The organism is Streptomyces sp. NBC_01190, from assembly GCF_045039895.1.
In the GTDB taxonomy this organism is placed as follows: domain Bacteria; phylum Actinomycetota; class Actinomycetes; order Streptomycetales; family Streptomycetaceae; genus Actinacidiphila.
Genome location: NZ_CP108580.1, coordinates 1,355,640 through 1,371,052 on the forward strand (window position 1 = coordinate 1,355,640; position 15,413 = coordinate 1,371,052).

The 15,413-nt window shown below is 72.0% G+C and carries 11 protein-coding genes; 5 read left to right on the top strand and 6 right to left on the bottom strand.

Annotated features, from left to right (window positions below; all coding sequences use genetic code 11):
- Nucleotides 1-51: 51 nt before the first annotated feature.
- Nucleotides 52-3,603 (bottom strand): methionine synthase, encoded by a 3,552-nt coding sequence (gene metH, locus OG519_RS05720; protein WP_405579471.1) that lies wholly within the window; start codon nt 3,601-3,603, stop codon nt 52-54.
- Nucleotides 3,604-3,832: 229 nt separating this feature from the next.
- Between metH and OG519_RS05725 the strand changes: the two genes are divergently transcribed.
- The 4 genes from OG519_RS05725 to OG519_RS05740 all read left to right on the top strand — a co-directional run bounded on the left by OG519_RS05725 (nt 3,833) and on the right by OG519_RS05740 (nt 9,043).
- On the top strand, nt 3,833-4,597 hold the full coding sequence (locus OG519_RS05725; protein WP_405579474.1) for an IclR family transcriptional regulator: 765 nt from the start codon (nt 3,833-3,835) through the stop codon (nt 4,595-4,597).
- Nucleotides 4,598-4,911: 314 nt separating this feature from the next.
- Complete coding sequence (locus OG519_RS05730) at nt 4,912-5,745, top strand: MIP/aquaporin family protein (RefSeq protein ID WP_405579477.1); 834 nt, start codon at nt 4,912-4,914, stop codon at nt 5,743-5,745.
- Nucleotides 5,746-5,885: 140 nt separating this feature from the next.
- A complete protein-coding gene (glpK, locus tag OG519_RS05735; protein WP_405592492.1) occupies nt 5,886-7,424 on the top strand; it encodes a glycerol kinase GlpK in 1,539 nt (512 codons plus the stop codon).
- A gap of 8 nt (nt 7,425-7,432) precedes the next feature.
- Nucleotides 7,433-9,043 carry an FAD-dependent oxidoreductase gene (locus tag OG519_RS05740; protein WP_405579479.1) on the top strand — a complete coding sequence of 537 codons (1,611 nt, stop codon included), beginning with the start codon at nt 7,433-7,435 and terminating at the stop codon, nt 9,041-9,043.
- A 50-nt stretch (nt 9,044-9,093) separates the two neighbouring features.
- Here the strand turns inward: OG519_RS05740 and OG519_RS05745 are convergent, their stop codons facing one another.
- Complete coding sequence (locus OG519_RS05745; RefSeq protein ID WP_405579482.1) at nt 9,094-9,855, bottom strand: hypothetical protein; 762 nt, start codon at nt 9,853-9,855, stop codon at nt 9,094-9,096.
- Between the two features lie 221 nt (nt 9,856-10,076).
- On the opposite strand from OG519_RS05745, the gene OG519_RS05750 reads away from it, so the two are divergent.
- Complete coding sequence (locus OG519_RS05750) at nt 10,077-10,748, top strand: FadR/GntR family transcriptional regulator (protein WP_405579484.1); 672 nt, start codon at nt 10,077-10,079, stop codon at nt 10,746-10,748.
- Between the two features lie 26 nt (nt 10,749-10,774).
- Here the strand turns inward: OG519_RS05750 and OG519_RS05755 are convergent, their stop codons facing one another.
- From OG519_RS05755 to OG519_RS05770, 4 genes are all read right to left on the bottom strand, one after another.
- Nucleotides 10,775-11,620 carry an amidohydrolase family protein gene (locus OG519_RS05755; RefSeq protein WP_405579486.1) on the bottom strand — a complete coding sequence of 282 codons (846 nt, stop codon included), beginning with the start codon at nt 11,618-11,620 and terminating at the stop codon, nt 10,775-10,777.
- Nucleotides 11,617-12,687, bottom strand: a complete 1,071-nt coding sequence (locus OG519_RS05760; protein WP_405579488.1) for an aldo/keto reductase — start codon at nt 12,685-12,687, stop codon at nt 11,617-11,619. Before OG519_RS05760 ends, OG519_RS05755 begins: the two co-directional genes overlap by 4 nt.
- A gap of 142 nt (nt 12,688-12,829) precedes the next feature.
- The gene (locus tag OG519_RS05765) at nt 12,830-13,867 is read right to left on the bottom strand and encodes an ABC transporter permease (RefSeq protein ID WP_405579491.1); all 1,038 of its coding nucleotides are present in this window, start codon (nt 13,865-13,867) and stop codon (nt 12,830-12,832) included.
- Entirely contained in the window at nt 13,864-15,411 is a 1,548-nt protein-coding gene (locus OG519_RS05770; protein ID WP_405579493.1) for a sugar ABC transporter ATP-binding protein, read from the bottom strand. Before OG519_RS05770 ends, OG519_RS05765 begins: the two co-directional genes overlap by 4 nt.
- Between the last annotated feature and the right edge of the window lie 2 nt (nt 15,412-15,413).

Below are 15,413 nucleotides of genomic sequence, written 5' to 3' on the forward strand. Positions count from 1 at the left end.
CTCGGGTCCGGCGGGCGGCGCCGGGGTGGTCAGCGGGCGGGCATCGGCGGGTCAGCGGGCGTTGAAGTACTTCGCCTCCGGGTGGTGGATGACGATGGCGTCGGTGGACTGCTCCGGGTGCAGCTGGAACTCCTCGGACAGCTTCACCCCGATCCGCTCCGGCTCCAGCAGTTCGGCGATCTTGGCCCGGTCCTCCAGGTCGGGGCAGGCACCGTAGCCGAGCGAGAAGCGGGCCCCGCGGTACTTCAGCGCGAACATGTCCTCGACGTCGGCCGGGTCCTCGCCGGCGAAGCCCAGCTCCGACCTGACCCGGGCGTGCCAGTACTCGGCGAGCGCCTCGGCGAGCTGGACGGAGAGGCCGTGCAGTTCGAGGTAGTCGCGGTAGGAGTCGGCGGCGAAGAGTTCGTTGGCCGCCTCGGAGACCCGGTTGCCGACGGTGACCACCTGGAAGCCCACCACATCGGTCTCGCCGGACTCCTCGGGCCGGAAGAAGTCGGCCAGGCACAGCCGCCGGCCGCGGCGCTGCCGGGGGAAGGTGAAGCGGGTGCGTTCGGTGCCGTCCTCGTGCAGCACGATCAGGTCGTCGCCCTTGGCGACACAGGGGAAGTATCCGTAGGTGACGGCGGCCTCCAGCAGGTGCTCGGACTGGAAGCGGGTGAGCAGCCCGCGCAGCCGCGGCCGTCCCTCGGTCTCCACCAGTTCCTCGTACGTGGGTCCGTCCGCCCGGGACTGCTTGAGGCCCCACTGGCCCTTGAAGAGCGCGCCCTCGTCCAGCCAGGCGGCGTAGTCGGCGAGCTGGATGCCCTTGACCACCCGGCTGCCCCAGAAGGGCGGGGTGGGCACCCGGTTGTCCACCGCTACGTCGGAGCGGACCTGGCCGCGCTCGGCCACCGGCTCCTCCACCGGCTGCTCCCGCCGGGGCACCCGGCGGGCCTTGAGCTCCGGCAGGGCGGCACCGGGCACACCGCGCTTGACCCCGATCAGGGCGTCCATCAGCCGCAGCCCCTCGAAGGCGTCCCGGGCGTAGCGCACCTCGCCCTGGTAGATCTCGTGCAGATCCTGCTCGACGTAGGCGCGGGTGAGGGCGGCGCCGCCGAGGATCACCGGGAACTTGGCGGACAGGCCGCGCTGGTTGAGCTCCTCCAGGTTCTCCTTCATGATCACCGTGGACTTCACCAGCAGCCCCGACATGCCGATCACGTCGGCGCGGTGCTCCGAGGCGGCGTCCAGGATCGCCGAGACCGGCTGCTTGATGCCGAGGTTGACCACGGTGTAGCCGTTGTTGGACAAGATGATGTCCACCAGGTTCTTGCCGATGTCGTGCACGTCGCCGCGGACCGTGGCCAGCACGATGGTGCCCTTGCCCTCGTCGTCGCTCTTCTCCATGTGCGGTTCCAGATAGGCGACCGCGGTCTTCATCACCTCGGCGGACTGGAGCACGAAGGGAAGCTGCATCTGGCCGGAGCCGAAGAGCTCGCCGACCACCTTCATGCCGGCCAGCAGGGTGTCGTTGACGATGTCGAGCGCCGGGCGTTCGGCCAGCGCCGCGTCCAGGTCGGCGGCCAGGCCGTTCTTCTCGCCGTCGATGATCCGCCGCTGGAGCCGCTCGTCCAGCGGCAGCGCCAGCAGCTCCTCGGCCCGGCTCGCCTTGAGGGACTTGCTGTCGACGCCGTCGAACAGCTCCATCAGCCGCTGGAGCGGGTCGTACCCCTCGCGGCGCCGGTCGTGCACCAGGTCGAGGGCGACCTCGCGCTGCTCCTGCGGGATCCGGGCGATGGGCAGGATCTTGGCGGCGTGCACGATCGCCGAGTCCAGGCCGGCCTTGACGCACTCGTCGAGGAAGACCGAGTTGAGCACGGTGCGGGCGGCCGGGTTGAGGCCGAAGGAGATGTTGGAGAGCCCGAGGGTGGTCTGCACCTCGGGGTGGCGGCGCTTGAGTTCGCGGATCGCCTCGATGGTGGCCACGCCGTCGCCGCGCGACTCCTCCTGGCCGGTGCAGATGGTGAAGGTCAGGCAGTCGATGAGGATGTCCGACTCGCGGATGCCCCAGTTGCCGGTGAGGTCGTCGATCAGCCGCTCGGCGATGGCGACCTTCTTCTCGACGGTCCTGGCCTGGCCCTCCTCGTCGATGGTCAGCGCGATCAGCGCGGCGCCGTGCTCGGCGGCCAGTTGGGTGACCTTGGCGAAGCGGGACTCGGGGCCGTCGCCGTCCTCGTAGTTGACCGAGTTGAGCACCGCCCGGCCGCCGAGCTTCTCCAGGCCGGCCCGCAGCACGTCCACCTCGGTGGAGTCGAGCACGATCGGCAGCGTCGAGGCGGTGGCGAACCGGCCGGCCACCTCGGCCATGTCGGCGACGCCGTCCCGGCCGACGTAGTCCACGCACAGGTCGAGCAGGTGGGCGCCCTCGCGGATCTGGTCGCGGGCCAGCTCGACGCAGTCCTCCCAGCGGCCCTCCAGCATGGCGTCGCGGAACTTCCTGGAGCCGTTGGCGTTGGTGCGTTCGCCGATGGCCAGGTACGAGGTGTCCTGGCGGAACGGCACGGTCTGGTAGAGCGAGGCCGCGCCCGGCTCGGGGCGGGGGCTGCGCGGGACGAGGTCCTGGCCGCCGACCCGCTCGACCAGCTGCCGCAGGTGCTCGGGTGTGGTGCCGCAGCAGCCGCCGACCAGGGTGAGGCCGTACTCCCGGGCGAACATCTCGTGGGCGTCGGCGAGCTCGCTCGGCGAGAGCGGGTAGTGGGCGCCGTCCTTGGTGAGGATCGGCAGGCCGGCGTTGGGCATGCAGGTGAGCGGGATACGGGAGTGCCGGGTCAGATAGCGCAGGTGCTCGCTCATCTCGGCCGGTCCGGTCGAGCAGTTCAGGCCGATCATGTCGATGCCCAGCGGTTCGAGCGCGGTGAGCGCGGCGCCGATCTCGGAGCCGAGCAGCATGGTGCCGGTGGTCTCGACGGCGACCGAGCAGATCAGCGGCAGGCTCACCCCGGCCGCGGCCATCGCCCGCCGGGAGCCGATGAGGGCGGCCTTGACCTGGAGCAGGTCCTGCATGGTCTCCACCACGAGCGCGTCGGCGCCGCCGGCGATCAGTCCGGCGGCGTTGGCCTCGTAGCCGTCGCGCAGGGTGGTGTAGGCGGTGTGGCCGAGGGTGGGCAGCTTGGTGCCGGGGCCGATCGAGCCGAGCACCCAGCGGGGGCGGCCGTCGGCGGCGAAGTCGTCGGCGACCTCGCGGGCGAGCCGGGCGCCGGCCTCGGAGAGCTCGTGGATCCGCTCCGGGATGTCGTACTCGCTCATGGCGGACTGGTTGGCGCCGAAGGTGTTGGTCTCGACGCAGTCGACGCCGACCGCGAAATACGCCTCGTGGACCGAGCGCACGATGTCGGGCCGGGTGATGTTGAGGATCTCGTTGCAGCCTTCGAGCTGCTGGAAGTCCTCCAGGGTGGGTTCCTGGGCCTGGAGCATGGTGCCCATGGCGCCGTCGGCGACCACGACGCGGGAGGCGAGGGCCTCCCGGAGGGCGGCGGCTCGGGCCGCCTGGGCCGGTACGGCGCCGGCCTGGCGTTTCGACCCTGCGGAGGACGGCTGGGACGGGGACGGGGATGACGAGGCCATGGAGATGCTCCCTGGGATGCGACGGCTGTCGGCTATGCGCCACCCGGCCAAGGGACGGATCGCGCACGTGGTCAGCGTAACCGGCGGTGCGGACATGCCCGGAAGCCATTCCGACGGGCGGACGGGTGGTGCGGGGCTCGCCTCTGCGATGATGAGGGTCGACAATGTCGACCAGGGCGCAGCGTCAGACCGGCCAGGTCAGCGTGCCCACGTCCTTGGAGTGCTCGCGATGCCAGGTCCCATCCAGTCACTCGAACGAGCGGCGGCGATCCTTCGACTGCTGGCCGGCGGCGAGCGCAGACTGGGCCTGTCCGACGTGGCCTCCTCCCTCGGTCTGGCCAAGGGCACCACGCACGGCATCCTGCGGACCCTCCAGCAGGAGGGGTTCGTGGAGCAGGAGCCGGGCTCCGGCAAGTACCAGCTCGGCGCCGAACTGCTGCGGCTCGGCAACAGCTATCTCGATGTGCACGAGCTGCGGGCCCGCGCCCTGGTGTGGACCGACGACCTCGCCAGGTCCAGCGGCGAGGCCGCCTACCTCGGGGTGCTGCACCAGCAGGGCGTGCTGATCGTGCACCACGTCTTCCGGCCGGACGACAGCCGGCAGGTGCTCGAGGTGGGCGCCATGCAGCCGCTGCACAGCACCGCGCTCGGCAAGGTGCTCTCGGCCTTCGACCCGGTGGCGCACAACGAGGTCGCCGAGGGCGCGCGGCCCGTTCTCACCGGCCGGACCGTCACCGACCCGGCGGAGCTGGAGAAGGTGCTCGATCTGACCCGGGCCCGCGGCTGGGGGGTGGACCTGGAGGAGACCTGGGAGGGCGTGGCGTCGGTGGCGGCGCCCGTCTACGACCGGCGGCGGATGCCGGTGGGCGCCGTCGGTGTCACCGGCGCGGTGGAGCGGATGTGCGACGCCGAGGGCGTCCACGCCCGGCTGGTGGCGGCGGTGCGCGACTGCGCCCGCGCGGTGGCCCGCGATCTGGGCGCCGGGCGGTTCTGAGCGCGAGCCGGGGGGCCGGGTTCCGGCGCCCGGTTCCGGAGCCGGGTTCCGGGCCGGGCAGCGCCGGAGGCCGCGGTCCCAGCCGTCACGGACCTGACTCGAACGGCTGTCGCACGCCGGAGCCGTTCGGTGACCCGGCGCGGCCGCGACCTGGTGCTTTCACGACATGGACGCCCCGTTGTGCGCGAGTCTTCAGCCACACCCCCCTTGACCTGCCCACCGCCGCGGGCTGAAACTTTCGTTCAGCGGTCGACAATGTCGAACAACGGACGGGGTGAACGTCGCCGCTCCTGGACTAAGACAAGGGAGTCGCAGTGTCCAATGGCCACATCGTCATAGGCGAGATCTTCGGTACCGCCGTCCTGATTCTGCTGGGTGGCGGCGTCTGCGCCGCCGTGACCCTCAAACGGTCGAAGGCCATCGGGGCCGGCTGGGTCGCCATCTCCTTCGGCTGGGGCTTCGCCGTCCTGGCCGGCGCGTATATCGCCAACGGTTACTCCGGCGGCCAGCTCAACCCCGCGGTGACGCTCGGTGTGGCCATCAAGACCGGCGACTGGAGCACCATGCCCTACTACCTGATCGGCCAGATCGTGGGCGCGATGATCGGCGCCTTCCTGGTCTGGGTGACGTATCTGGGCCAGTTCCAGGCGCATCTCACCGATCCCGAGGTGCTGGCCGGCGCGGGCGTCGGCGACCCGGCGCCGCGCGGCGCCGACGGTTCGGTCCCGCAGGCCGACCCGGCGGGTCCGGCCACCGGCAACCGGGCGCAGCCCGGCGGTCCGGTGCTCGGCGTCTTCTCCACCGGCCCGGAGATCCGCAACCCGGTGCAGAACCTGCTCACCGAGATCGTCGGCACCGCGGTGCTCGTGCTGTTCATCCTCACCCAGGGCATGACCAAGGGGCTGGCGCTCAACGGGCTCGGCATCCTGCTGACCGCGCTGGTCGTGGTCGGTATCGGCCTCTCGCTCGGTGGACCCACCGGCTACGCGATCAACCCGGCGCGCGACCTCGGCCCGCGGATCGTGCACGCGCTGCTGCCCCTGCCCAACAAGGGCGGCTCGGACTGGGGCTATGCCTGGATCCCGGTGGTCGGCCCGCTGGTCGGCGCCGCGATAGCCGGCGGGCTCTACCGGCTCGCCTTCACCTAGAGCGTTCGGCGCGCCCCGGGGCGCGCCGGACACGTCACGCCATCAGACCCACCGAGGAGCACATCGTGAGTACGACCCCACATGACGCCGCCACCCCCGCCGCCACCCCCGCCGGCACCCCCGCCGGCACTGGCGCCCCCCTGAACTCGCACGGCAGCGGCCCCTTCATCGCCGCGATCGACCAGGGCACCACCTCCAGCCGCTGCATCGTCTTCGACCGGGACGGCCGGATCGTGGCCGTCGACCAGAAGGAGCACGAGCAGATCTTCCCCAAGCCGGGCTGGGTGGAGCACGACGCCGCCGAGATATGGACCAATGTCCAGGAAGTGGTCGCGGGCGCCATCGGCAAGGCCGCGCAGGACATCCCCGGCTTCACCCCGGCCGACGTCAAGGCCATCGGCATCACCAATCAGCGCGAGACCACCCTGCTGTGGGACAAGAACACCGGTGAGCCGGTGCACAACGCCCTGGTCTGGCAGGACACCCGGACCGACGCGCTCTGCCGGGAGCTGGGCCGCAACGTCGGCCAGGACCGTTTCCGCCGGGAGACCGGCCTGCCGCTGGCCTCGTACTTCGCCGGACCCAAGATCCGCTGGCTGCTGGACAACGTCGAGGGCCTGCGGGAACGCGCCGAGGCCGGCGACATCCTCTTCGGCACCATGGACTCGTGGGTGATCTGGAATCTCACCGGCGGAGTGGACGGAGGCGTCCACGTCACCGACGTGACCAACGCCTCCCGGACTCTCCTGATGAACCTGCACAGCCTAGACTGGAACGAGAAGATCCTCGCCTCCATCGGCGTTCCCGCCTCGGTGCTGCCGGAGATCCGCTCCTCCTCCGAGGTGTACGGGACCACCAGCGTCGGCGGCCTGGAGGACGTGCCGGTGGCCTCCGCGCTCGGAGACCAGCAGGCCGCCCTCTTCGGCCAGACATGCTTCTCCACGGGCGAGGCCAAATCGACCTACGGCACCGGCACGTTCATGCTGATGAACACCGGCGAAACCCCGGTGAACAGCTACAACGGCCTGATCACCACCGTGGGCTACCGCATCGGCGAGGACGCTCCGGTGTACGCGCTGGAAGGATCCATCGCCGTTACGGGTTCACTGGTGCAGTGGATGCGTGACCAAATGGGACTGATCAGTACGGCAGCGGAGATCGAAACGCTCGCCTCGTCCGTTGCGGACAACGGCGGCGCGTACTTCGTGCCTGCCTTCTCCGGGCTCTTCGCGCCGTACTGGCGCGACGACGCCCGCGGGGTGATCGCCGGCCTGACCCGTTACGTCACCAAGGCGCACATCGCCCGCGCCGTCCTGGAGGCGACCGCCTGGCAGACCCGGGAGATCGCCGACGCGATGACCAAGGACTCCGGGGTCGAGCTCGCCGCGCTGAAGGTCGACGGCGGCATGACGTCCAACAACCTGCTGATGCAGACGCTCGCCGACTTCGTGGACGCGCCGGTGGTGCGGCCCATGGTCGCCGAGACCACCTGCCTCGGCGCGGCCTACGCGGCGGGTCTGGCGGTCGGCTTCTGGCCGGACACCGACGCGCTGCGGGCCAACTGGAAGCGGGCGGCCGAATGGACGCCCGCGATGGACGCGGACACCCGCGACCGCGAGTACCGCAACTGGCTCAAGGCCGTACAGCGGACCATGGGCTGGATAGAAGAGGAGCACTGAGAAAGATCATGACCACGTTGCAGCGTGTCCCCGCCCTGGGGACCCATCCGACATCCGGCGCCAACCCCGAGCGGGCCGAGACCCGGGAACTCCTCGGGCACGCCTCGTACGACCTCCTGGTGATCGGGGGCGGCATCCTGGGCATCACCACGGCCTGGCATGCCGCGCAGTCGGGGCTGCGCGTGGCCATGGTGGAGGGCGGCGACTTCGCCGGCGCCACCTCCTCCGCCTCGTCCAAGCTGCTCCACGGCGGCCTGCGCTATCTGCAGACCGGTGAGGTGAAACTCGTCGCGGAGAACCACGCGGAGCGGCGCGCGGTCTCCCAGGACGTCGCGCCGCACCTGTCGGCCCCGCTCACCTTCTATCTGCCGGTCTACAAGGGCGGCCCGCACGGCGCGGCCAAGCTGGGCGCCGGCGTCTTCGCGTACTCGGGCCTGTCCGCCTTCCGCGACGGCGTCGGCCACCTGATCAGCCCGTCGAAGGCCGCGCGGACCGTACCGGAGCTGCGGACCGACAATCTGCGGGCGGTCGCGGTCTACGAGGACGGGCAGATGAACGACGCCCGGATGGCCGTGATGACGGTACGGGCCGCGGTGGACGCGGGGGCCACCGTGCTCAACTACGCCGATGTCACCGGGCTGCGCTTCACCGGCGGCCGGGTCACCGGCGCGGAGCTGCGCGACCGGCTGGACGGCACCGAGTTCGGGGTGGACGCCCGGCTGGTGCTCAACGCCACCGGGCCCTGGGTGGACCACCTGCGCCGGATGGAGGACCCGGGGGCGGCGCCGTCGATCCGGCTGTCCAAGGGCGCCCACCTGGTGCTGAAGCGCACCGCGCCGTGGCGGGCGGCGCTGGCCACCCCGATCGACAAGTTCCGGATCACCTTCGCCCTGCCGTGGGAGGACATGCTGCTGCTCGGCACCACCGACGAGACGTACGAGGGTGACCCGGCGGACCTGCGGGTCACCGAGGCCGACATCAGCCAGATCCTGGACGAGGCGTCCATCTCGGTGCGGGACCGGCAGCTCACCCGCGATCTGATCACGTACTCCTTCGCGGGCCTGCGGGTGCTGCCCGGCGGCCCCGGCGACACCGCCAAGGCGAAGCGGGAGACGGTGGTCACCGAGGGCCGCGGCGGGATGCTGTCGGTGGCGGGCGGCAAGTGGACCACCTTCCGGCACATCGGCCGGACGGTGATGAACAAGCTGGCCGAACTGCCCGGGCATCCGCTCTCGCAGGACATGGAGCCGATGTCGGACCTGCCGCGCAAGGCGCCGCTGCCCGGCTTCGCCAGCCCGGACGCGGTCACCCACCGGCTGCTCGCCGACGGCGGACTGCCCGGCTCGCAGATGGCCCCGGACACCGCGCGGCACCTGGCCACCCACTACGGCTCGCTCGCCTTCGACATCGCCCGGCTGGCCAACGAGGACCCGGAGCTGGCCCGGCGGATCCACCCGGACGCGCCGGAGATCTGGGCCCAGGTCGTCTACGCCCGCGACCACGAGTGGGCGCAGGAGGTCGACGACGTGCTGCGCCGCCGGACCACGCTGACGGTCCGCGGTCTGGACACCCCGGAGGTACGGGCCGGGGTGGAGCGGCTGCTCAAGTCCCGCCGCTGATCGGTGCTGATCGGTGCTGAACCGCCGTGTCCACTCGGGGCCGCGGCCCGTCAGCGGGCCGTGCGGGCGTCCAGCTCGGCGAAGAGCGCGGTGGGCTCCACCCCGCCATGCCGGGCGAGCAGGGTCCGCCAGTGCCGGCGGCCCTCCCGCCACAGCTCGGCGGGATCGCCGGTGGCGACGGCGGCGACCGTACGGGCTGGCAGCTCCGCCTCGGCGGCGCGGGAGGGGGTCAGCCAGTGGGCGGTGCTGTCCTCCGCGAGGCGGGCCATCCACAGCAGGTGCCGGGCGGCGTGGGCGAGCGCGTCCCGGGCCCGCAGCCGCTCGCCGCGCGCGGTGACGTGCAGGGCGAGCACCAGCCAGTTGGCGAACCGGCCGCAGAGGTCGGCGATCTCGCCGGGGCCGGCCGGCAGCGCGGGCCGCGCCGGCAGCGACTCCAGCACCGGCCGCAGCAGCCCGAGCCGGTCCACCAGCAGCATCCGGTCCACCGCGGCGCTCCTGGCCGGCCAGTCGGCGACCGACGGGATGTCGTCGGTGCGGGCGAAGTGGAACTCGCCGCGGACCGGGCCGGGGAAGAGCGCGACATGGGTGCCGAACTCATTGCGCAGCACCAGGTTGACCGGGGCGACGGCCGCGCACCAGGCGGCCGGATCCACCGTGCCGTACCGCTCCGGGCGGAAGAACAGCCAGAACTCGACGTCGCTGTGCTCGTCGCCCTCCCCCGCCGCGAAGGAGCCGTACATCAAAGCCGCGTCGAGCCGGTCGTCAGCGGCGCACATCTCCCGTACCCGGACGATGAGTTGGTGCTGGATCATGCGCCCCAGTATGCGGCGGGCCGAACGCGGCGGGTCAGGGCGGGTTTCCGGGACTTTTGGGCGCCGCGCGCGATCTGGCCCATAATGAACGCAAGACATCGGAGGTCTGGCCGGCGCACCGGTGCTCACGCGCACCGCGGCACCCGATCGCGGCCGCAGGGTCCGAGCCGACCGAAGAACCCAGGCACATCCGAGCACATCCGAGCATGGGGAGGGCGCTGATGGCGGTCACCGACGAGGCCATCGAGAAGATCAAGGAGATGATCGTCTCGGGGGCGCTCCGGCCCGGCGACCGGTTGCCGAAGGAGAGCGAGCTCGCCGCCGAGCTCGGTCTGTCCCGCAACTCGCTGCGCGAGGCGGTGCGGGCGCTGTCCCTGATCCGCATCCTGGATGTGCGCCAGGGCGACGGCACCTACGTGACCAGCCTCGATCCGCAGCTTCTGCTGGAGGCGCTGAGTTTCGTGGTGGACTTCCACCGCGACGACACCGTGCTGGAGTTCCTCGCCGTGCGGCGGATCCTGGAGCCGGCCGCGACCGCGATGGCGGCACTGCGCATCCCGCTGGCGGACCTGGACGTCCTCTCCGGCAAGCTGGACGCGCTCGGTCCCGAGCCGTCGGTGGAGGAGCTGGTCGCCTCCGACCTGGAGTTCCACCGCGGCATCGTGCAGAGCTCGGGCAACTCGGTGCTCTGCTCGCTGCTCGACGGGCTGTCCGGGCCGACCACCCGGGCCCGGGTGTGGCGCGGGCTGACCCAGGAGGACGCGGTCAGCCGCACCCTGCACGAGCACCGGGCGATCCTGACCGCGCTGCGCGACCGGGACCCGGAGGCGGCGCGCTCCTGGGCGACCGTGCATGTGGCCAGCGTGGAGCAGTGGCTGCGCTCCACCCTCTGAGGCGCCGCGAGCGGCCCGGGCGGCGCTCAGCCCAGCCGGTAGATCCGGGCCGCGTTGCCGCCGAGCACCGCGGCCCGTTCGGCCGGGTCGAGCGCCGCCACGGCCTGCTCGGCGAGCGCGTACACATCGGCGTAGCGGCCGGCCAGGGTGCACACCGGCCAGTCGGAGCCGAAGAGCACCCGGTCGGGGCCGAAGGCGTCCAGGAGGTGCCGGGCGTACGGCAGCACCTCCCGCGGGCGCCAGCCCTCCCGGTCCGCCTCGGTGATCAGCCCGGAGAGCTTGCAGCTCACGTTGGGCAGCGCGGCCAGTGCGGCGAGCTGTCCGGCCCAGGGCTCCCACTGGCCGGCGGCGATCGGCGGCTTGCCCCCGTGGTCGAGCACGAACTCCACCTCGGGCAGCGCCTGTACGGTCGCCACCGCCGCGGTCAGCTCCCTCGGGGTGACCAGCAGGTCGTAGCCGAGCCCGGCCGCGGCCACCGCGCGCAGCCCCGCGCGAACCGACGGGCGGCCCAGCCACCAGGGGTCGGGTTCGTCCTGGACCTGGTGGCGGATGCCGACCAGCGGGCCCGGCGACGCGGCCAGTACGGCCAGCACGTCCGCGAGTCCGGGGTCGGTGAGGTCCGCCCAGCCGACGACCCCGGCGATCCGGCCGCCGGAGCCGGCCGCGATGCCGAGCAGTTCGCGGGTCTCGTCCAGTGAGGAACTCGACTGCACCACCACGGTGGCGTCGATGTCGTGCGCGGCGAGCAGCGGTTCGAGCTCGGCTAGCCCGAAGGTCCGGTTGATGGGTTCGAGCGCCTCGCCGGTGAGCCAGGGCTGGGGTCGCCGGTCGAGGTCCCAGAGGTGGTGGTGGGCGTCGACGCGGATGGTCACTCCCCCGTCCTCCGGACGGCGTCCGTCGTCCGGCCGGCGGCCGCGTTGGCGGCCGGACGGGCGGGAGCGGCGGCCGCGTTGGCGGCGGCGTTCCGTGCCACGGTCGCCGCGAGCGGCAGCGGCAGGTCCTCGTCGAGCAGGCCGCGGTCCACCAGGGCGTGCCACAGGTCGTCGGGGATGTCGTAGCCGAACATCGCCGCGTTGTCCCGGGTCTCGTCCGCGCTCGCGGCGCCGACCACGGCGGAGACCACCGCCGGGTGGGCGAACGGGAAGCGCAGCGCGGCGGCCCGCAGCGGCACCCCGAACTCGGCGCAGACCCGCGCCATGTCCAGGGCCCGGCGCAGCAGGTCCTCGGGCGCGGCGGCGTAGTCGTAGGGGGCGCCGGGCCTGGGGTCGGCGAGCAGCCCGGAGTTGTAGACCCCGCCGACCACGACCTTGGTGCCCCGCCGCTCGCACTCGGGCAGCAGGTCGTCGAGGGCGGTGCGCTCCAGCAGGGTCCAGCGGCCGGCGCAGAGCACCACGTCCACATCGAGGTCGGCGACGAGTTTGGCCATCGCGCCGCTGATGTTCATCCCGAAGCCGATGGCCTTGACCACGCCCTGGTCGCGGAGTTCGGCGAGCGCGGGGAAGCCCGAGGCGTAGACCTCCCGCAGGTGGTCCTCGACGTCGTGCAGATAGACGATGTCGACGGCGTCCACCCCGAGCCGCCGCAGCGACCCCTCCAGGGTGGCCCGGATGCCGCCGGCCGAGAAGTCCCAGACCCGGGCCCTGGCCGGGGTGTCGGTGAACCCCTGCCCGTCCGGCGACTCGCCGGGGTCGAGGTCGCGCAGCCGCCGGCCGACCTTGGTGGACAGCACATAGGAGGCGCGGTCCCGGCCGGCCAAGGCCCGGCCGAGACGCTCCTCGGAACGGCCGAGGCCGTAGTGCGGCGCGGTGTCCAGATAGGTGGCGCCCGTGTCGAACGCGGCCGCCACGGTGGCCTCGGCCTCCTCGTCGGTGATGGCGCGGTAGAGGTTGGCCAGCGGAGCGCAGCCGAGGCCGAGCCTGGGCAGTGCCGGAACGGGCATGGAGGGTCCCTGTCTCGTTGCTTCATACATCACTGCGTCACTGCGTCACTGCTTTTGTTGCTTCAACCGCCGTGCGGGGCGGCCTGGTCGGCCGGGCGGGGCACCGGGTGCCCCGCCCGGCCGACCAGGCCGCCGTCACGCGCTAGTCCTGCTTCTCGCCGCTGGCGAAGCGGGAGATGATCAGCGCCACGATGATGATCGCACCGTAGAGGAACTTGTCCCACAGCGGCGGTACACCGCCGAGAGTGGTGACGTTGACCACCAGTTGCAGCGCCACGACACCGGTGAGGGCGCCGAAGAGAGTGCCCCGGCCGCCGTTGAGGCTGACCCCGCCGATCACGGTGGCGGCGAAGACCTGGAAGATCCAGCCGTTTCCCTGGGTGGAGGAGATCGCCCCATAGTGGCCGACGTAGAGCACACCGGCGAAGGCGGCGAGCAGCGAGGCGATCGCCAGCACGCTCCAGGTGATCAGGTCCACCCGGATGCCGGCCGCGCGGGCCGCCTCCTTGTTGCCGCCGATCGCGTAGAGCGCCCGGCCGTGCCGCAGATAACCGAGGGCCAGGCCGCCGAGGACGAAGAGCACCAGGCAGATCCAGACCGCGGCCGGCGCGCCGATCCAGGACGCGCCGCCGAGGTAGGAGAAGGACTTGGGCACCTCGACGATGGACTTGCCCTGCGAGATGCCGTCCTGGAGGCCGCGGAGCATCGTCAGCATGCCGAGGGTGGCGATGAAGCCGTTCACCCTCAGTTTCAGGATCAGGAACCCGTTGAACCCGCCGATCAGCAGACCGGCCAGCAGACACAGCGGGATCGAGGACCAGCCGGGCAGCAGGCCGATGCCGTGGTAGGTGGCGGAGCCGCTGCTCGGCATCACCAGCCACATGGCGATCACCGGGGCCACCCCGATGGTGGACTCGAGCGACAGGTCCATCCGGCCGCAGATGAGGATCATCGCCTCGCCGAGGACCAGCAGGCTGAGCTCGCTGCACTGCTGGAGGACACCGATCAGGTTGTCCGAGGTGAGGAAGGTCGGCGACACGATGAAGCCGATGACCCCGAGCAGCAGGATCACCGGCAGCAGGGACAGGTCCCGGTAGCGGGTGAGCCGCAGCCGCGGCGCCGCCCCCCGGCTGTTCTCGGGTATCGCCAGGTCGGTGGTCAACTGGCTGGTGTCGCTCATTCCTCGGCTCCCTCGTCGCCACCCGTGGGCAGCCCCTCCATGGCCGAGACCAGGTCCCGGTCGTTCCATCCGCTGCCGAACTCCGCGACGACCCGCCCGTGGAAGAGCGCGATCACCCGGTCGCAGACCCGCAGGTCGTCCAGTTCGTCGGAGACGATGACGGCCGCGTTCCCGTGGTCGGCCACTCCTCTGACCACGCCGAGCAGCGCGTCCTTGGACTTCACGTCCACCCCCGCGGTGGGCCTGATGGCCACCAGCACCCGCGGTTCGCGGGCCAGCGCGCGGGCGATCACCACCTTCTGCTGATTGCCGCCGGACAGGTCGGCGACCGGCTGCGCGGGCCCCGAGGTCTTGATGTCCAGCGAGCTGATCATGCGTTGGGCGAAGGCCCGGGTCCTGGACGGCAGCACGGTGCCGTACGGGCCGAGCTGGTCGGTCACGGTGAGGGTGGCGTTCTCCGCGACGCTGCGGCCGAGCACCAGGCCCTGCCGGTGCCGGTCCTCGGGGACGTAGCCGATGCCGGCGCCGAGGGCGTGCGGGACACTGCCGGGCTTCACCGGCTTCCCGGCCACCAGGGTCCGGCCGCCGGTGGCCCGGCGCAGGCCCACCAGCGTCTCGCCGAGCGCGGTGTTGCCGCTGGCGGTGGCTCCGGCGAGCCCCAGCACCTCGCCGGGGGCGACGGCGAAGTCGATGGTCTCGAAGGCGCCGTCGAGCGCCAGCCCGTCGGCCCGCAGTACCGGCTCGCCGCCGGCCACCGGCCCAGCGCCGTCCACCGGGCCGGCGCCCTTGGCGTGCCAGGCCACTTCGCCCTGCGCCGCCTCACCGGTCATGGCCTCCACGAGCGCCGCCTTGCCGAGTTCCGCGACGGGCGCGGTGAGCACATGGCGGGCGTCGCGGTAGACCGTGACGGTGGTGCAGAGGTCGTAGACCTCCTGGAGATGGTGCGAGATGAAGAGGAAGGCGACGCCCTGCCCCTGGAGTTCGCGCAGCTTGGTGAAGAGCCGCTCGATGCCGGCCGCGTCGAGCTGGGCGGTGGGCTCGTCGAGGATGATGAACCGGGCGCCGAAGGACAGCGCCCGGGCGATCTCCACGAACTGCCCCTGCTCGACCGTGAGGTCACCGGCGCGCGCGGTGGGGTCGACGTCCACCCCGTACTCGGCGAGCAGGCCGGCGGCCCGCCGGCGCAGCGCGGACCAGCGGATCCGGCCCTGGTCGAACCGGTTGAGGAACAGGTTCTCGGCGACCGTCAGATCGGGGACCACCATGGACTTCTGGTAGACGCACGCCACCTTGGTCTGCCAGGCGGCGGTGTCGCCGGCGGCCGGCGCGGGCTCCCCCTGGAAGGAGACCCGGCCGGCGTCGGGCGTGTGCAGCCCGGTCAACACGGAGACCAGGGTGGACTTTCCGGCACCGTTGCGGCCGACGAGCGCGTGCGAGTCGCCGGCCGCGACGGTGATGCCCACCCGGTCCAGGGCCACGGTGGCCCCGAACCGTTTGACGATGCCCTCCGCGTGGACCGCGGCAGGCGGTACGGCCTCGCCCATGG